General features: G+C 44.1%; 10 protein-coding genes. 2 read left to right on the forward strand and 8 right to left on the reverse strand.

Annotated features, from left to right (window positions below; all coding sequences use genetic code 11):
- Positions 1-55: 55 nt before the first annotated feature.
- The 8 genes from H7U19_RS07795 to panC all read right to left on the reverse strand — a co-directional run bounded on the left by H7U19_RS07795 (position 56) and on the right by panC (position 17398).
- Positions 56-4270 (reverse strand): LamG-like jellyroll fold domain-containing protein, encoded by a 4215-nt coding sequence (locus H7U19_RS07795; protein WP_186560972.1) that lies wholly within the window; start codon positions 4268-4270, stop codon positions 56-58.
- A gap of 369 nt (positions 4271-4639) precedes the next feature.
- The gene (locus tag H7U19_RS07800) at positions 4640-8851 is read right to left on the reverse strand and encodes a LamG-like jellyroll fold domain-containing protein (RefSeq protein ID WP_186560974.1); all 4212 of its coding nucleotides are present in this window, start codon (positions 8849-8851) and stop codon (positions 4640-4642) included.
- Between the two features lie 283 nt (positions 8852-9134).
- The gene (locus tag H7U19_RS07805) at positions 9135-12347 is read right to left on the reverse strand and encodes a LamG-like jellyroll fold domain-containing protein (protein WP_186560983.1); all 3213 of its coding nucleotides are present in this window, start codon (positions 12345-12347) and stop codon (positions 9135-9137) included.
- Positions 12348-12578: 231 nt separating this feature from the next.
- Positions 12579-13937, reverse strand: a complete 1359-nt coding sequence (gene radA / locus H7U19_RS07810) for a DNA repair protein RadA (RefSeq protein ID WP_186560985.1) — start codon at positions 13935-13937, stop codon at positions 12579-12581.
- A gap of 56 nt (positions 13938-13993) precedes the next feature.
- Positions 13994-15142 carry an alpha/beta hydrolase gene (locus H7U19_RS07815; protein WP_186560987.1) on the reverse strand — a complete coding sequence of 383 codons (1149 nt, stop codon included), beginning with the start codon at positions 15140-15142 and terminating at the stop codon, positions 13994-13996.
- 76 nt (positions 15143-15218) lie between these two features.
- Positions 15219-16145 carry a lysylphosphatidylglycerol synthase transmembrane domain-containing protein gene (locus H7U19_RS07820; protein ID WP_186560989.1) on the reverse strand — a complete coding sequence of 309 codons (927 nt, stop codon included), beginning with the start codon at positions 16143-16145 and terminating at the stop codon, positions 15219-15221.
- A gap of 37 nt (positions 16146-16182) precedes the next feature.
- Positions 16183-16533 carry an aspartate 1-decarboxylase gene (panD, locus tag H7U19_RS07825; RefSeq protein ID WP_186560997.1) on the reverse strand — a complete coding sequence of 117 codons (351 nt, stop codon included), beginning with the start codon at positions 16531-16533 and terminating at the stop codon, positions 16183-16185.
- 13 nt (positions 16534-16546) lie between these two features.
- Positions 16547-17398, reverse strand: a complete 852-nt coding sequence (panC, locus tag H7U19_RS07830) for a pantoate--beta-alanine ligase (protein ID WP_186560999.1) — start codon at positions 17396-17398, stop codon at positions 16547-16549.
- A 108-nt stretch (positions 17399-17506) separates the two neighbouring features.
- Between panC and H7U19_RS07835 the strand changes: the two genes are divergently transcribed.
- Positions 17507-18316, forward strand: a complete 810-nt coding sequence (locus H7U19_RS07835) for a glycogen/starch synthase (RefSeq protein ID WP_186561001.1) — start codon at positions 17507-17509, stop codon at positions 18314-18316.
- A 68-nt stretch (positions 18317-18384) separates the two neighbouring features.
- The gene (gene bamH, locus H7U19_RS07840) at positions 18385-20082 is read left to right on the forward strand and encodes a BamH family beta-barrel-assembly machinery protein (RefSeq protein WP_186561003.1); all 1698 of its coding nucleotides are present in this window, start codon (positions 18385-18387) and stop codon (positions 20080-20082) included.

The following is a 20082-nucleotide window of genomic DNA, read 5'->3' on the forward strand; positions in this document are numbered from 1 at the left end:
AAAAAGCCAAACTGTTTGTTTGACTTTTTTCGCTTTGGTTGATATTTAGGTTTGGTTAATTTATAATGATCTTTTTCGTGATCACTTGGTTCGCATCCGTCCTGAAACAGGCCACGTAGGCGCCCGTAGATGCGTCCGCCAGCTTCAGCCCCCTGTCAAGGGTGTCCCCCGATACGTTGTCCAGCTCCATAACGGACTGCCCTGTTATGCTGTACAGCGTGAATTTCGTTACCTCGCCGTTGAGTCTCTTCGCAAAGAGCATGTTGCTCCCCTTGTGGTAATAGATATAGTCCTCGGATGCCTCGGATGCCTCGGTGCCCAAGGTACTGGCCTCCGACTGGAACACGATCTCAAACCGCTGGTTGAACTTCCCCTGCTGGGAGGAAAAACCGTAGGGCTGGCCGTTGGTAAGGTCGAAGTATTCCCCGTTCAGGTTGTCCTTTAGATAGATTTCTTGGTCGTCTTCAATATTTTCGGTTTCCGTTATTTTTATTTCAAAGGTGTTGTTCCCCGAGGACTTGAAGTTCAACGGCACCACCTTGTCCGCCGTGATAGGCCCGTAGGCCATGATGTTCATGTTCTTGCCCTCCAGGCTGAGGCTCAGGTCGTTGTTGTTGATGTCGTCGCTCTCCGCGTCGAAGGCGTAGTCGAAGGCGTCCGATGTTTCATTACTGAAGCCCAACAGGAGCTCCCTCCTAGTGTCGGGGCCCGTTACCGAGCTGAACTCCAGGCGGACCCTTTTCATCGGGCCTTCGCCTTCTTCCGGTCCTTCCGACTTTGCGGAAGCCCCCTTCGACTTTTTGCCCCCGTTCTTGAAGAACGTGGAACCGTTGCCGTACGTGCCGTCGGCATCGGACTCTTTTATAAATAGGCGCTGGCCGTTGTTGAACTCGACCGTGCCGTCGGCAACGATCTCCGTGATGAAGCCCTGACCCACGGGCAGGTATCTTGTTGGAGTCTTCGTGCCGTCCTGATTGCCGTTGTTCGCGCCGTAGAAGCCCACGAACTGGTAGGCGCGCACCGAGCCGGTCTTGTTCACCTGGGCGTAGCCACCGTTGTACTCGTTAAGGTTGTGCGAGCTACCGCTCCACTGTTGCCACAGTTGCAACGTCCCGTCGATTACCCCGGCGTTGTCGTCGATAAACTGGTGGACGTCCAGTGCCGAGGGGTAGGGGTTGCCCAAAAGGTATTCCGTCTTCGTGGCATTGGCCACGGAGCCGGGACCGCCCCTGTCCGTTACGCTTATTAAAATAGTACCGTTGTTCGGCTTGCCCTCGAAGATATACTGTTGCTCGGTGCCCGGTACGCCCGTGCCCTTCTGCGTATAGCCCACGCCGGGGCCCAGGTTGGTCGACGGGGCGATCTGCGCCCAGTCCCAGTAGGTCAGCCCGTTGATGAACGTATAGAGCCAATAGGTGCTGATGTTGCCGCTGGCCGTATAGTCCGAGGTAAACGAGCAGTTGAAGCCCGAGTCGTCCTTCAGCATATCCAGGCTGAACGCCGTGTTGTTCGTATTGTTACTTGCCGTATTGTTGTCGGCCAAGCTTGTTGCTCCCTGCGATCCCACAGGGGAGGCCCAGTAGTTGTACCAGTAGGCGCTCGGTACGCCCTCCTGTCTCCGCAGTACCTTCCCGTCCGCAGAGGTCACAAGGTCGCTTTGATCGGTCTGAACCAGCTGGGAATCGCCCATCAGGTCAAGCGTGCCGTTGAGCTCCAGGTAGTAGCTGTTCTTTATTTCATTATCGCCCTGGACCGTCAATGTTGCTCCGGAATCCAGTACCAGGCCCAATGTGCTTACCGAAGTGGAAACGTCCATATCGTGGCCTACCTGGACGATGGAATATCCGGAATCGTTCAGCTCGCCCATGTCCCAGGCACTGCCCGATGCCCAATTGGAGGTGGCATTCCAACTACCGGAACTGGATGTCCGGTAGGGCATCGGTGCCGTCTGCTCCTGTAGCGTAAGAATGTTGTACAGTTGAACCGTATGGCCGTTGGACGAGCGGTCGTCCGTCGTCGAATTGATAATGTCCGACATCGGATAATAGGCCTTCAGGCTGGACCACGATATGGTGGCTCCTGTACTTTCGTCGCTGATGGGCTTTGGCACAACAGCACCCGTAACCAGTCCCGAAACTTCCTGTATCTCCTGGTACACCATCCTCCGTACCTGGGACGTCGTAAGCGCGGTATCAAAGACGCGGACCTCATCAATGTCCCCGTAAAAATACCCGGAATCCGACGACGAACTCTTACCGATGGTAAAGGCGTCCGTTGAGGCCGTTATATTTGAGCTCAGCGCCCCGTCGTCGCTACCGGCCCTGAAATGCCCGTTCACGTATATTTTAAGCTTGCCCGAAGGTGCCGCATTATCAAATACCAATGCGATGTGCGCCCATACGTTGTCCGTCAGCGCATCCGAGCCCGAAAGGGAAAGGGTATGCCCGTTCAAACGAAAGGCCGGCACCTTCGAGCTGTTCACCTGCATGTGGAAGTCCCCCTGCTCCATGATCTTCCCGGTGCCCGAGAAGGAGGGGTCCACCCTTACCCAGGCCATGGCCGTCATCTGGCCGTAGCCGCTCAAATCCAAACTGCTGTCCAGGTAATCGTCAACCCCGTCAAAATCTATCGTGGCGGAGGCGGGCGGGTTAGGGCTGAAAAGGTCGCGGTAGTCAAGGTCGCCACCGATACCCAGATCGCCGTCACTATCGGGAAGTACCGAAAGGTCCGTAGGGTCGTCTATCTCATCGTTCGCATCGTTCGGGTCGTTGATGTCCGTGCCCTCGAAGAGCAGGTCCAGCCCGTCGTTGTCGGAGTCCGAGAACAAGGTGATGGCATCGGCCATGCCGTTCTCCTCGATGTCCAACAGTCCGTCGTTGTCGCTGTCAAGATCCAATATGTCAGGGTAGATGTCCGTGTCCGTGTTCACAACGCTGATACCGCTCCCGTAGGCAATGTCGATGCCGGTCTTGAACGAGACCGTGCCAGTGGGGGCCACGTAGCCAGCCGTGGACTGGCCCTCTACGTTGTCCGGGATACCGTCGTTGTCGCTGTCCAGGTCCAGGTAGTTGAACTTCCCGTCCCCGTCGAAGTCCTCGCCGGTCAATATGATCAGAGAATTGGCATTGAAATCCAAAAACTCGCACTGAGTGAAGGACATACCAAATTGTCTTTTTCTTGAAGAAGTTGTTGTACTGATAGCCTGCATACGCATGGTAAAGGAGTTGCCTATGAACTGGTAGTAGGCCCGCAGTACTTTTAAAGTAGAAAACCCAGGGCCTTCCTGCAATCCAGATGCACTAATTTGTATATCGCCACCTCCTAAGTCCAAAGTTTCTAGCGAAGTTGGGTTTTCCGTACCATATGCTGCAACATCATTGTAAACTACAGATTCCTTCAAACTGCCACTTCCATCACAATCCCAAGTAATTCCATTGATTCTGAATATTTCCGTTGACGGTACTATTGTACCCGCATTTACAATAGTAAACTTAAATGTAGCACCCGGTGTACCTGTACCTGCAAACGTAAGTTCCGTTTGTAAATACGTCGGATTATCTACAGTGTCGTTGTCTATATTAGCAATTGTAGTGTTAGTCAATTCGGTAACTTCCATCAAAACGTCGTAACCTTGAATTGAATTGCTGAAACGGTAAACTGCTCCGACCGCACCATCGGCTCCCGTACTCGCCCCCGCATCATAGGTAGCATTCTCGAATGCAAGTTCCGGAAGGGTACATTCAAACCTTTCTTCTCCCAAATTCTCGACACCATCGGTTATCCCGTCTCCGTCATCGTCATAATCCAAATAATCCACCATCCCATCATTGTCCGTATCCAAAAGTCCGTTGCAGGTAGCATCACCACCGGAAACATTGAAATATATGTTTTGTCCAGTACTACTTGCCCCGCTCCCATCATTATTGATCACTTCAACACCAGCGACAACCACAGAAACATAACTAGAAGCATCCCAGCCGTCATTGGCAATATCGTATAGTTTTATATAATAATTGTTCCCATTAGCGACGCAACCTAAATCGTACCTAGAACCGTAAGCGTCCGTTACGCCTTGCTGTGTGGCAACGTAGCATTGATTGTCATCACAGATGGTAGTGATTAAATCATTGGTTGTGTTATAAACCTCAATTTTGTTTTCAAAAGCATTCCCAGGCCATTTCACCGTGATTCTCACATCGGAATTTTGAGCAAAGGAAAAACTGCACAGGAAAAAAACAAAAAGTAGACTAAAAAGTAACTTTGCTTTCATATTAAGTAGATTTGGGCTTCTTAAAATTAACTTGTTATCAACGAATTACATATCTTTTCATCAAAATATGCTTGCCACTGCGATTATATAGACGAAATATATCAACCTTTATACCATACAATAAACTCTACTGAAATTAAACTTGAGGGAAGGAAACTTCAATTACGATAACACACTTCTTTAGTACTAAACTAAAATGCAATACAATATTACTCCAAATTATCGACAAAAACAACAAAATAATCGACAAAATACACAAACAGCAAGATTTTGGTATTTAGATTGAAACTTAAAACCTTTACCCGTAAAACAAAAAAGCCCAACAATCTAGCTGGGTCTTTTTTGTTATGGTCGGTCGTTCTGTTCGGACTAGTTAATAATGATCTTTTTCGTGATCACTTGGTTCGCATCCGTCCTGAAACAGGCCACGTAGGCGCCCGTAGATGCGTCCGCCAGCTTCAGCCCCCTGTCAAGGGTGTCCCCCGATACGTTGTCCAGTTCCATAACGGACTGCCCCGTAATGCTGTAGAGCGTGAACCTGGTCACGTCGCCCTCTAGCCTCTTGGCAAAGAGCATGTTGCTCCCCTTGTGGTAATAGATATAGTCCTCGGACGCCTCGGATGCCTCGGTGCCCAAGGTACTGGCCTCCGACTGGAACACGATCTCGAAGCGCTGGTTGAACTTCCCCTGCTGGGAGGAAAAACCGTAGGGCTGGCCGTTGGTAAGGTCGAAGTATTCCCCGTTCAGGTTGTCCTTTATATAGATTTCTTGGTCGTCTTCAATATTTTCGGTTTCCGTTATTTTTATTTCAAAGGTGTTGTTACCCGAGGACTTGAAGTTCAACGGCACCACCTTGTCCGCCGTGATAGGCCCGTAGGCCATGATGTTCATGTTCTTGCCCTCCAGGCTGAGGCTCAGGTCGTTGTTGTTAATGTCGTCGCTCTCCGCGTCGTAGCCGTAGTCGAAGGCGTCCGATGTTTCATTACTGAAGCCCAACAGGAGTTCCCTCCTCGTGTCGGGGCCCGTTACCGAGCTGAACTCCAGGCGGACCCTTTTCATCGGGCCTTCGCCTTCTTCCGGTCCTTCCGACTTTGCGGAAGCCCCCTTCGACTTTTTGCCCCCGTTCTTGAAGAACGTGGAACCGTTGCCGTACGTGCCGTCGGCATCGGACTCTTTTATAAATAGGCGCTGGCCGTTGTTGAACTCGACCGTGCCGTCGGCAACGATCTCCGTGATGAAGCCCTGACCCACGGGCAGGTATCTTGTTGGAGTCTTCGTGCCGTCCTGATTGCCGTTGTTCGCGCCGTAGAAGCCCACGAACTGGTAGGCGCGCACCGAGCCGGTCTTGTTCACCTGGGCGTAGCCACCGTTGTACTCGTTAAGGTTGTGCGAGCTACCGCTCCACTGTTGCCACAGTTGCAACGTCCCGTCGATTACCCCGGCGTTGTCGTCGATAAACTGGTGGACGTCCAGTGCCGAGGGGTAGGGGTTGCCCAAAAGGTATTCCGTCTTCGTGGCATTGGCCACGGAGCCGGGACCGCCCCTGTCCGTTACGCTTATTAAAATAGTACCGTTGTTCGGCTTGCCCTCGAAGATATACTGTTGCTCGGTGCCCGGTACGCCCGTGCCCTTCTGCGTATAGCCCACGCCGGGGCCCAGGTTGGTCGACGGGGCGATCTGCGCCCAGTCCCAGTAGGTCAGCCCGTTGATGAACGTATAGAGCCAATAGGTGCTGATGTTGCCGCTGGCCGTATAGTCCGAGGTAAACGAGCAGTTGAAGCCCGAGTCGTCCTTCAGCATATCCAGGCTGAACGCCGTGTTGTTCGTATTGTTACTTGCCGTATTGTTGTCGGCCAAGCTTGTTGCTCCCTGCGATCCCACAGGGGAGGCCCAGTAGTTGTACCAGTAGGCGCTCGGTACGCCCTCCTGTCTCCGCAGTACCTTCCCGTCCGCAGAGGTCACAAGGTCGCTTTGATCGGTCTGAACCAGCTGGGAATCGCCCATCAGGTCAAGCGTGCCGTTGAGCTCCAGGTAGTAGCTGTTCTTTATTTCATTATCGCCCTGGACCGTCAATGTTGCTCCGGAATCCAGTACCAGGCCCAATGTGCTTACCGAAGTGGAAACGTCCATATCGTGGCCTACCTGGACGATGGAATATCCGGAATCGTTCAGCTCGCCCATGTCCCAGGCACTGCCCGATGCCCAATTGGAGGTGGCATTCCAACTACCGGAACTGGATGTCCGGTAGGGCATCGGTGCCGTCTGCTCCTGTAGCGTAAGAATGTTGTACAGTTGAACCGTATGGCCGTTGGACGAGCGGTCGTCCGTCGTCGAATTGATAATGTCCGACATCGGATAATAGGCCTTCAGGCTGGACCACGATATGGTGGCTCCTGTACTTTCGTCGCTGATGGGCTTTGGCACAACAGCACCCGTAACCAGTCCCGAAACTTCCTGTATCTCCTGGTACACCATCCTCCGTACCTGGGACGTCGTAAGCGCGGTATCAAAGACGCGGACCTCATCAATGTCCCCGTAAAAATACCCGGAATCCGACGACGAACTCTTACCGATGGTAAAGGCGTCCGTTGAGGCCGTTATATTTGAGCTCAGCGCCCCGTCGTCGCTACCGGCCCTGAAATGCCCGTTCACGTATATTTTAAGCTTGCCCGAAGGTGCCGCATTATCAAATACCAATGCGATGTGCGCCCATACGTTGTCCGTCAGCGCATCCGAGCCCGAAAGGGAAAGGGTATGCCCGTTCAAACGAAAGGCCGGCACCTTCGAGCTGTTCACCTGCATGTGGAAGTCCCCCTGCTCCATGATCTTCCCGGTGCCCGAGAAGGAGGGGTCCACCCTTACCCAGGCCATGGCCGTCATCTGGCCGTAGCCGCTCAAATCCAAACTGCTGTCCAGGTAATCGTCAACCCCGTCAAAATCTATCGTGGCGGAGGCGGGCGGGTTAGGGCTGAAAAGGTCGCGGTAGTCAAGGTCGCCACCGATACCCAGATCGCCGTCACTATCGGGAAGTACCGAAAGGTCCGTAGGGTCGTCTATCTCATCGTTCGCATCGTTCGGGTCGTTGATGTCCGTGCCCTCGAAGAGCAGGTCCAGCCCGTCGTTGTCGGAGTCCGAGAACAAGGTGATGGCATCGGCCATGCCGTTCTCCTCGATGTCCAACAGTCCGTCGTTGTCGCTGTCAAGATCCAATATGTCAGGGTAGATGTCCGTGTCCGTGTTCACAACGCTGATACCGCTCCCGTAGGCAATGTCGATGCCGGTCTTGAACGAGACCGTGCCAGTGGGGGCCACGTAGCCAGCCGTGGACTGGCCCTCTACGTTGTCCGGGATACCGTCGTTGTCGCTGTCCAGGTCCAGGTAGTTGAACTTCCCGTCCCCGTCGAAGTCCTCGCCGGTCAATATGATCAGAGAATTGGCATTGAAATCCAAAAACTCGCACTGAGTGAAGGACATCATATACTTTCTAGTACTTGAGGAGGTTGTTGACTTAATAGCCTGCATGCGCATGGTAAAGGAGTTGCCGATGAACTGGTAATAAGCCCTTAACCAAGATAGCGTGGAATACCCATTTACGGTTACATCACCTGAAGTCATCTCAATATTATTAGATCCTAAATCGGTAACCGTTAAACTCGATGGATTTTCAACACCATATGCAGCAACATCATGATACACAACGGATTCCAACAAACTTGAAGTACCATCACAATCCCATGTTATACCATTAACTCTAAAAATTTCCGTGGAGGGAGTTGTAGTGCCAGCATCAACAATTGTAAACATAAATGTAGCTCCGGGAGTTCCAGACCCAGTAAAAGTTAGTTCCGTTTGCAAATACTCAGCTATACCTGTAGAGTCATCATCTATATTTGAGATAGTGGTGTTAGTCAGCTCCGTTATTTCCATCAGTACATCATACCCCTGGATTGAATTGCTGAACCTATAAACTGCTCCAACTGATCCATCGGCTCCCGTACTCGCTCCCGCATCATAGGTAGCATTCTCGAATGCAAGTTCCGGAAGGGTACATTCAAACCTTTCTTCTCCCAAATTCTCGACACCATCGGTTATCCCGTCTCCGTCATCGTCGTAGTCCAGATAATCGGGCATTCCATCCCCATCTGTATCCAACAAACCGTTACAGGAAGCATCTCCTCCTGATACGTTAAAGTATAAGGTTTGACCTGTAGTGTTCGCTCCACTCCCATCATTGTTGATTACTTCTGAACCATTAACGGACACAGATACATGGCTAGTACCTTGCCAGCCATCATTGGCAATATCATATAGTTTAATATAGTAGTTGTTCCCATTTGTAACACAGCCCAAATCGTATCTCACAAAATATTTGTCGTTGGAGGTAGCCCCAGTGCTGGTATAGCATTGTGAATCATCACAAAGCGTAAGCAACAAATCATTAGAGGTATTATAAACCTCTATTTTATTTTCATTCGAATTTGAAGTCCACTTGACTGTTACCTCCAAAGGCGAATTTTGAGCCAATCCAATATTGAAAATAGAAAGAATTACAAGCAGGCATAAAAAAGGTCTTGTCTTCATAATTAATAGATTTGGGGGAAATCCATGTTAACTTATTACTAAACAGTTATATACTTTATTCAGTTAAAAAATAATTCACACATCACATTAATTGAAACTAAACTTGAGGGAAGAAAACTTCAATTACAACACACACTTTTTATGCTACTTAATTAAAAGGTATCACAATATTACTTCAAATTATCGACAAAAACAACAAAATAATCGACAAAATACATATTTCAAAGATAAACGTAATTTTCCGTAAGTATATTAAACCCAGGCCCATATCAACTTTCCTGAATTAATTTACAATTATCTTTTTGGTCAAAACCACATCAGAATCCGTTCTAAAACATGTGATATAAGTCCCGGTTGAAACACTTGGAAGACTTAAACCACTCTCGAAGGTTAAGTTTGGTACATCGCTCATTTCAAAAACGCTTTGCCCAGAAATGTTGTAAAGCGTGAATTTTTTAATGGGACCAGAAAGTTTTTTAGTAAACAGTAGGTTATTACGCATGTCGTAGTAAATAAAATTTTCATCCACTTGGACCTCTTCCATACTTAGAGTACTTGCTTCAGACTGAAATACAATTTCAAACCGCTTATTAAATTTTCCTTGTCTAGATGAAAAATGGTAGGCCTCGCCACTGGTTAAGTCAAAATAATCACCTGTAAGATTATCGCGTAAGTATATCTCTTGATATTCACCGATATTTTCCATTTCAGTAACTTTTACCTCAAAAGCATTATCCCCAGAGGATTTGAAATTTAGTGGCACCACCTTATCTATAGAAATTGGTCCATAGGCCTGCATATTAAAGTTTTTGCCTTCAAAATTTAGGTTCAAATCGTTGTTATTGGAGCCGTCAGTTTCGGCATCATAGCCAAAATCAAAATCATCCGAAGTGTCTTTGCTAAAGCCCAAAAGCAATTCCCGTTTGGTTTTAGGCCCTTTTACTGAATTAAACTCCAAACGTATTTTTTGCATTTCGCCAAGATCTGCTTCCGAATCAGTACTCTGATTAGATTTTCCATTACCCCTTTTTGAAAATACCGAGCCGTTATTATAGCTTCCGTCCGCATCTGCCTCCTTGATAAACACTCGCTGACCGTTGTTGAATTCAACATTTCCATTTGCAACAATTTCCGTAATAAACCCTTGTCCAACCGGCACATATCTCGAGGGTATAACAGTACCCCGTTCTTCTCCAGTAGTCGCTCCGTTGAATCCCACAAATTGACGCGCTCTAACTGCTCCCAATTTATTTACTTGGGCGTATCCTCCATGGTATTCATTCAGGTTATGTGAGGCGCCACCCCACTGTTGCCAAAGCTGAATAGTACCACCAATAATGCCTGCATTATCATCGATAAATTTATGAAGGTCTAGTGCTGATGGATACGGATTACCCATCAAGTACTCAGTTTTTGACTTACCCGCAACGGAACCCGGGCCTCCCTTGTCTTGGACTTTTAACAAAATGGTGCCATTATTGGGTTTGCCTTCAAAAATGTATTGTTGCTCGTCAAATGGCACTCCTGTTCCCTTTTGGGTATAACCCACCCCAGGGTTCAATTTTGAAGTTGGGCTAATCTGCGCCCAATCCCAGTAGGAAGTACCATTCATATATGTATAAAGCCAATAGGTGCTTATGTTTCCATTGGCCGTGAAGCTGTTAGTAAATTCCTTATTAAATCCAGTTTCGTCCTTAATCATTTGCAGTTTGAAGTCCGAGTTGTTTGGGTTATTTTTGGATGTGTTGTTGTCCGTTAAAACTGTCGCTCCAGCAGTCCCAATAGGAGATGACCAATAGTTGTACCAAAAAGGGTTTGATGTTCCTTCTTGTCTTCTCAGTACTTTTCCATCTTGGGAGGTCACCAAATCACTATTTTTGGTTTGTACCAACTGCGAATCGTCCATCAAATCTAAAGTCCCGTTCAATTCTAGGTAAAAACTGTTTCTAAATTCGTTGTCGCCATTAACAGTTATGGTTGTGCCTTCATCCAAAATTAGACCCGCCGTTTTTACTGAAGTATTGACGTCAAGGTCGTGGCTTACCTTTACAATTGAAAACTCAGAATTCGTTAATTGGTCGGTATCTTGCACATCACCCATCTCCCAATTTTCAACATCCTCCCAGCTTCCAGGGGCTTTGGTTACAAAAGGTATTGGCGCTGATTGCGCCTTTACGGTTTCGGCATTAAAAATTGTGGCCATATGCTCATATGACGAAAAATCTTTGGTAGATCCGCTAATGATGTCGTTCATTTTATAATAGGCCACTAAACTGGACCAAGGAATTGTCGCTCCGGTATCATCGTCTTTTATTAACTTTGGAATAGTTACACCTGCAACGCTATTGGCACTTTCGGTTATTTCTTGATATACCATTTTTTGCACCTGACTTTCTGTAAGCGCCATATCAAAAAGCCTAACCTCATCCACGTCGCCGTTAAAAAGCTCCTTATTGTTGGTTACATTTTTACCAATTGTGAATAGATTCGTGGTTTTACCTATGGCTTCAGAAAACAATTTGTCATTGCCCGTTTTGGCCAAATGGCCATTGATAAACAATTTTAATTTTTGATTTTTTATCGAACTGTGGAAAGTAATGGCAATATGAGTCCATCTACTATTTTGAAGTCCCTCTAAAATCTCTCTGGAATTGGCAACAATCGATTTTCCATTAACGCGTGCTACCACCCTTTTATGCTTATTTACCTTAATCTTCATTTTACCCTGACTGATTAATGTGCCTGTTTCAGTAAAACTTTTGTCCAATTTCACCCAAGCCATTATGGTCAGCTGATTGTAACCACTTAAATTTAGATCACTCTCTAAATAATCGTCAATTCCATCTAAATCAATGGCCGCGGAAGCTGGTGGATTGGGCGTAAACATATCTTCAAGGTCTGGGATACCGTCGCCGTCTGTGTCTTTATCTGGGTCTGTATGGGTTACAAAATTAATGTTGTAGTCCTCAATTTCACCGGATTGATATTTGTAATCGCAACTGCTGAAGTTTTGCTTTTTTCCCGTTCTGAACCCAATTCGAATAACCGATTTACTGGTCTTTACCGATTTTGGGATTTCTATTTTAAAAGGGATAATTATTGACTTGTTCCCTTTGGAATTTGTCTTATCCTCTGCCCAGAAAATGAAGCGTTCGCCCTCATCGTCAAAGCTCTTATTTCTATTCAAATCCATCCAAACTACCAAGGCATTCTCTTTGGTGTTCCACCCATTTAGGGTGACCGTAACTTCTCCTTTTAATGTCTCTCCAATTTTTATATTTATGCTGTTCAGGTCTGAAAAATACGAGTAGCCACCTGTTTTTCCTTTGCTCGTGTTTGAAAAATCACCTATTGAGACTTTGGAAATGTAGTTGGTATTGAACTTGCCAATATTCTTGGGCTGGCAAAACTGGCCAAAAACGTTGGCAAATGCGAAAAATGTTAAAAAAAGTAGGCTATAAATTCTGAAATCGGGTTGAGTATCATTTCTTTTCATGGTATTAATTGTTTGGGGCGCAATTAAAAAATCGAATACTATTGTAATATTCCAAGAAATTGAAAAACCGAGAGAACGTTTATCAAATAAAAGTTTTCCTAATCAAATAAATTATGCTTGTATTAAAATTAAAACGTAGCAAAAGTAATACAGATAAGTCAAATATCCTAAAAATATTGCAATTTTTATCGATTAAATGAAAATAACATCGTTGAAATACTTGATTTGGAATTATACTAAAAGCCCCACCAAATCCTCAATTTTTGAAATAAGTTGTATTTTAATTCTTGTGCCTTTCAGTGAAATTTTATTGTATTTAGACACAAAAATGGTCGAAAACCCAAGCTTTTCGGCTTCCAAAATACGTTGTTCCACACGCTGGACTGGGCGAATTTCTCCAGAAAGCCCCACTTCCGCTGCAAAGCAAAAGTCGTTAAGAAGGGGCTCGTCCTCGTTTGAAGACAATATAGCCGCAACAACGGCCAAGTCAATCGCTGGGTCGTCAACAGTTATGCCTCCCGTTATATTTAAAAACACGTCTTTGGCTCCCAATCGAAACCCGGCGCGTTTTTCTAAAACGGCTAAAAGCATGTTCAAACGTTTGGCATTAAAACCTGTTGCACTGCGCTGTGGCGTACCGTAAACTGCTGTACTGACCAAAGCTTGAACTTCAATCATCAATGGGCGCATACCCTCTAAAGTAGCCGCAATAGCATTGCCGGACAACTCTTCTTCCTTTTTCGAAATCAAAATTTCCGACGGATTGGACACTTCTCTTAATCCCGAACCTTGCATTTCATAGATACCCAACTCATTCGTGGAGCCAAAACGGTTTTTATGTGCACGAAGAATTCGAAATACATGGTTTCTGTCACCCTCAAACTGCAAAACGGTGTCCACCATATGCTCCAAAATCTTTGGGCCAGCAATATGCCCATCCTTTGTAATATGGCCTATAAGTATGACGGGGGTAGCAGTTTCTTTGGCAAATTTTATGAGTTCTGCTGTACACTCTTTTATTTGTGATATGCTTCCGGCGGATGATTCAATGTAATCGCTATGTAAGGTCTGAATGGAATCCACAATAACAATATCGGGTTCCAAAGCCTCAATTTGTTTAAAAATATTTTGGGTTTTTGTCTCCGTTAGTATGAAGCAATTTTTGCTTTTGGGATTGATACGCTCGGCTCGCATCTTGATTTGTTTCTGGCTTTCTTCACCTGAAACATATAGTGTTTTGAAAGGCAGTTTTAAAGAAACCTGAAGTAAAAGGGTACTTTTCCCAATACCTGGTTCACCACCTAATAATATTAACGACCCTGGTACGATTCCTCCACCTAAAACACGGTTGAACTCGCCATCCAAGCTATTCAGCCTTTCTTCCTCCGAAACATCAATATCTTTTATACGTAAGGGTTTTGAAACTCTTTTTGTGGGGTTTGAATTTGTCTTCCAATCTGCCTTTTCTGGTTTTTGAACCACCTCTTCGGCAATGGTGTTCCACTCCTTACAGGAATTGCACTGCCCCTGCCATTTGGCATATTGCGCCCCACAGTTTTGGCAGAAAAATGTTGTCTTTACTTTTGCCATTTCCTCTCCTAACCTCTCCTAAGGAGAGGAACTGATTTAGTTAAAAAAATTCAATATTAGTACCCGAAGTCCTGTTTTATCTCCTCGGCCAATTCTAAAACTTTGTCTTTTGTAATACCAGCAATTTCATCCAAGGCATAAGCGGATTGATAGGTACGCATGGCCTTTTTGGGTTCGCCCATTTCCTCATAAAACCTTGCCGTATAATAGCTGCCTAACATGGTTTCGGGATAATCCTTTCGGGCGAGTTTGCCCAATTGCTCATAAAACTCGAACAACTGATTCTTTTCAATGGCTGCCGAAATGGCCTTGTAATCATTTATGAGGATTTTCTTTTCAATGCCGAAAAGATCTTTTATGGCCTGATATTTTTCTTCAAGATATAGAACGGGAGAGATTTCCAACTCTAAAATTTCTTCCTTGTATTCCTTTTTGCTGATCGGCTGGAACACCTTAAAAATAGTTTCTAAAGCATTTGGAATGGCGTGGGCCGGCACGGAATAATGCGAGGCATTTTCATAGCTGTCAAAACTATAGGAAATATTCTCGTTTTCAATTTGCTCGATATCGGAATGCAAGGCTCTCGTCATCTGTTTTATGGATTTGTTGTCAAACTCGGTATTTGCCAGATAATAAAATAATTTAGTCTCCACTTTGCTCAACCCTTCTGGAATGTATTCCAGCATCTGCGGAGCTAATTCGGGGCTTACCACAATATAGCCTTGAAACAATGGTCGGGACTTTAAAATATAATAATTGATAAAATTTGCCGTTTCGCCATGGCCAACGGCTACCCTAAAGTTTGCCGTTCGATAGTTGGTTTCAATGTACGGCAACAGTTCCATCCCAATAAATTCAAAAAACCTTGCCCCTGTTTCCACTGGCAGGGAATTTTGTTCGGAATACATACAGTCGTCATAGCGCTTATCAATTTGATTGATGCCCACCACGATACATTCGGGCATGTCTTCCCAATAGGAATAATAATCGACATTTCCGGCCACAGCCTCAAAAAGGTAGTCACCATCCAAAACTATAAAAACGGGATAGTTTTTCTCAACATCGCTGGAATACCCTCTGGGCAATTGGATCTTTATCTGGCGTTCCTCACCCATTTTATTGGACTGGAATACCTCGTGTTTTACCTGGGCATTCATACTCAAGCAGAACAAACATATCAATAGGGAAATAGCAACTCTCATCATTTAAAACTTTAAATAAACAACGTGAGCAAGGTATAAAATATGCTAGAAGAATTCAAAAAAAGAAGACCGCCGAAATCTACTTTGGCTTGATGCGGTTATATATCGGCAGATAAATCAAAGATAAACCCCCAAAAATAATAATCAAAAGCGTTTGGGAACCCCACATAATCCAACCGAATGCGCGACTTGGATCTTCGGGAATGCTAAATAGCAAAAATGCCAAAACTATGGCTTCGGGATAGGAACCAATGCCTCCGTTTGTTGCAGCAATACTGAAACTGGCGGCAATAAACCCGATTAATATAGCCGCAAATGGGATATTGCTCGTTTCTTCCAATGTAAAAGAGGTCACGTAAAACATGAGCACGTACATGCCCCAAATGAAAAGGGTATGAAATATGAACGCCCATTTCTTTTTCATTTTGAAGATACTCAGTATGCCTTCAACAAGACCATTGATGAAGCCCTTCAGTTTTAGTGCAATTTTTGAACTACTTCTCTTCATAAAACTGAATAACACCACTAAGCCAATCAGCCCGGCAGTTAATAATACTCCTATTTTTAAGGGGTCGAATTTTTCAATTAAAAAGGCATATATAAAATCGAACTGAAGAAAAAGGGTAATACAAATGATACAGAACATCACCGCCAAGTCAGCTATACGCTCAGCCACAATGGTACCGATGCCTTTTTCAAAAGGAACGTTTTCATAATTGGTCATAATAGAAGCTCGTGCAACTTCGCCAGCGCGTGGGATGGTATAATTAATTAAATAAGTTGCGAAAACAGCCATTATGCTGTTGGGAAGCTTCACGTTATAGCCCATGGGTTCCAATTGAAATCGCCAGCGGTACGCCCGGGACAAATGACTTAAGAGGCCGAAAAACACTCCCAAAAGAATCCAGAAATAGTCGGCCTTTTTAAAATAACCAATCAATTTTTCAATCGAGATTTGGGATAAAGAATACCACACTAAAAAAACTCCCAACAAAAGTGGGAGCATAATTTTTAGGATCTTCTTTATTTTGGAGCTCAATGCTTTATTTTAAAAGATTTGTGGCTTCATCAGGAAATACCAAAGAAGGCTTAAATACCTTGGCTTCCTCAATACCCATAAAGGCGTAAGTAATCAAAATTAAGGTGTCGCCCACCGAAACCTTTCTTGCTGCCGCACCATTCAGGGTTATTTCACCACTATTACGTGGCCCCGGTATACAGTAGGTTTCCAGACGTTCGCCATTGTCATTGTTGACAATCTGAACTTTTTCTCCTTGAATAATATTAGCAGCATCCATTAAATCTTCGTCAATAGTAATACTACCGATATAATTAAGGTCAGCGCCAGTGCACTTTACCCTATGGATTTTGGATTTTACAACTTGAATTTGCATGTGGCAAAGATAATTAATTTAATGCGATATTGTCTATCAACCTGATATCGCCGGCGTACGTGGCTATAAAAGCCCTATACTTCTTTTTTCGCGATTTTCTTTTAATTGGCTTTAGGGTTTCCACATCAGCAATGATGAAATATTCCAATTCTAACAGATCATGTGCTTTAAATTGATTTTCAACCCATTCCGTTATTTTAGTAGCACTTTCTGTGCCAAATTTTGCTTTGGCAGTTTTTAGAGTTTTATAAATAAAAGGCGACGCATTTTTATGCTCTGGCGTTAGCCTAGTGTTTCGCGAACTCATGGCCAAACCATTGGCTTCACGATGGATTTTGCAACCCACAATTTGGACAGGTAAATCATGTTTTTCAACCAATTTCCTAATGATTTGCAATTGTTGGAAGTCCTTTTCACCAAAATAGCCCTTATTCGGTTTTACAATTTGGAAAAGACGTTTTACAATTGTACCAACCCCATCAAAATGCCCGTGCCTAAACCTGCCTTCCATTTCAAACTCCAGCCCGTCAAAATCAAAGTTTTCGGATACGGGATTATCACCATAAATATCTCTTATTGTGGGCGCATAAACCAAAATACCTGTCTCACTTACCGTTTTCAATAAAGCAACATCACTTTCAAGCGTCCTGGGATACTTTTCTAAATCCTCTTTATTATCGAACTGCGTTGGGTTTACAAAAATACTGACCACGGCCTTATCGTTCTCGGCAATTGCTTTTTTAACCAATTGTAAATGCCCCTCATGAAGCGCGCCCATAGTGGGAACCATTCCGACAGATAACCCTTCGGATTTCAATTCTGCTATGGCATCGCCAATCTTGCTTTTTTCGTTGTAAACAGTCACGTTTTAATAAAAAATTAACGGGTGCAAACTTATGATTTTACAGGGACTTTGCATAAATTTTTGTACTTTTGCGTGTTTTTATTTTTGAATCTTGCAAAAGCAAACCGTATGAAAGATAAGAGGATATTGTATGTATCATCTGAAGTAGTGCCCTATTTACCCGAAACCGAAATTTCTTCAATGTCATTTGAAGCCCCCAGAATGGTGAACCAGCAGGGTGGACAAATCAGAATCTTCATGCCACGCTATGGCAATATTAACGAAAGAAGGCACCAGTTGCACGAGGTTATCCGTTTATCAGGTATAAATTTGGTAATCAACGATTTAGATATGCCTCTGATTATTAAAGTGGCTTCTATTCCAAAGGAACGCATCCAAGTTTATTTTATTGACAACGACGAATATTTTAAAAGAAAGGCAACGTTAACGGATGAAAACGGGGCCCTTTTTGACGATAACGACGAACGTGCCATATTTTTTGCAAAAGGCGTTATTGAAACCGTTAAAAAATTAAATTGGTCTCCAGATATTATTCACGTCCATGGCTGGTTGGCTTCCTTATTGCCTTTGTATCTAAAAGAATATTATAAGGACGAACCCTTGTTCAACGAAAGCAAAATAGTAACCTCAGTGTACAATCAAAGTTTTAACAATACGTTAAATAAAGATATGCACAATAAGATTAAATTTGACAATATAAACGAAGAGGCTATTAAACCACTTGAAGAACCATCATACAACAATTTAATGAAGGTTGCTATTGACTATTCCGATGCTTTGATTATCGGCTCACAAGAGATTCCCGAATATCTTGAAAATTACATCAAAGAGTCCGGTAAGCCTATTATGGATTACAAGAGCAAGGACGAATTTAGCGAAGCATACACGCAATTCTTTAACACCGAAGTGCTTAGCTAGTTTTCTATCGATTACCCTATTTATTTTATGAAAGCCCATAATGGGCATTTGGCAAAAAAAATACATTGATGAAAAAGATATATAAAGCCCTAAGATATATATTTCCGGTACTGATTACGGTATTAGCGCTTGTCTCATGTGACAAAGACTTTAGCACTATACAGAGTGATGTTTTAGGTGAAGGCAATTTTAATTTCAATGCCGCCGACACTTCGTTCACAATCACTTCCTATAACAAAAAAATAGACACTGTTCAAGTCAACGGGCTGTCATCAAATATGTTAGGCGTATATAATGACCCTGTTTTTGGAAGAACAACTGCAAGTATCGTTACGCAAGTTACGCCTACCCTAAATGATCCAGATTTCGGATTTGAACGGGAAATTGATTCCGTTGTTTTAACAATTCCCTACTTTAGTACGCAAGTTGATGTAGAGGATGATGGCAAACCAGTATACCGATTAGATTCTTTGTTTGTCAAAGACAACAATACTGCGGAACCTGGCAGTTTTCAGCTATCTATATATCAAAACGACTATCCGTTAAGGGACTTTGCCTTCAGTTCGGAAGACGTTCCTCAATATTATTATTCATTGGCTGAAAACAACCCTAGCCCAAATGATAATTTCATCTTCACTGGGACTTCCGCGGTAAATTTTGACGAAAATATTGGTGCTATGCTTTATCAAAATAATGCATTTACCCCAAGTCCTGACCCTATTGAAACAAATGTCGTTACTGGCACTGAAACCGTTACAGTCTTTTCTGAACCCGCTATCAGATTAAATTTGGCAAGCTCAGAAAGCCAGAAAACCTATTGGAAAAATTTGATTTTGGATATGGGAGGTACCCCAGAATTGAGCAACGCCAATCAGTTCAGAAACTACTTCAAAGGGCTTTACATTAAAGCAGAAACCTCAGGTGATGACGGTAGTTTGGTAATGCTGAACTTATTAAGCAGTAATGCAAACCTTGTTGTTTACTATAAACGGAAAATTAATGCAAGCGATGAAGAGGCAACTGCTACCTCTTATACCCTAAATTTTTCAGGTAACAGGGTAAATACTCTTATAAATAATTACGTCGGCTTGAGCCACGGGGATAAAGATAATGGTGACGCCGAGCTATTTTTAAAAGGACCCGCAGGATCTATGGCAATTATTGAGTTATTTGATGATGACGAACTGGACGGTTTTAAGGATCTATTCATACAACGAGACGATCAAAACGAGTTTTTGGAACAAAACGGCAATAAGGTATTAAAACGCTTGATAAACGAAGCGCAGATTGTTATTCATGAAGATGAGGTTATGAGGTTATCTCCTGAAATCTCAAAGTATCCAAATGGTGACGATCATTCGGGATATTTAAGACTCTATCTTTACGACCTTAAAAACAACATACCAATAATTGACTATTTTTCAGATCCAACGGATAACTTATCCAATCCAATAAACTCAAAAGTATTTAGTTTAGGACAGCGATTGGTTGATGAAGATACGGGGGAAGTGACTTACAAACTCCGAATTACAGATCATCTTAACAATATCCTTGTTAGGGATTCTACCAATGTAAAATTGGGACTAGTAGTCTCCACCAATGTAAATGCCACTCAGAATGCTCAAGTTTTAAATAGTGGAAGTACACTAACAGGTGTACCTTCGGCAAGTATCATTTCTCCAAAAGGAACCGTATTAAACGGTAGCAATAGAACAGATGGCAAAGAGATGAAATTTGAAATATTTTTCACTGAAGCTAAAAGGTAA

The sequence above is a fragment of the Hyunsoonleella aquatilis genome, from assembly GCF_014270105.1.
GTDB classification, from domain to species: domain Bacteria; phylum Bacteroidota; class Bacteroidia; order Flavobacteriales; family Flavobacteriaceae; genus Jejuia; species Jejuia aquatilis.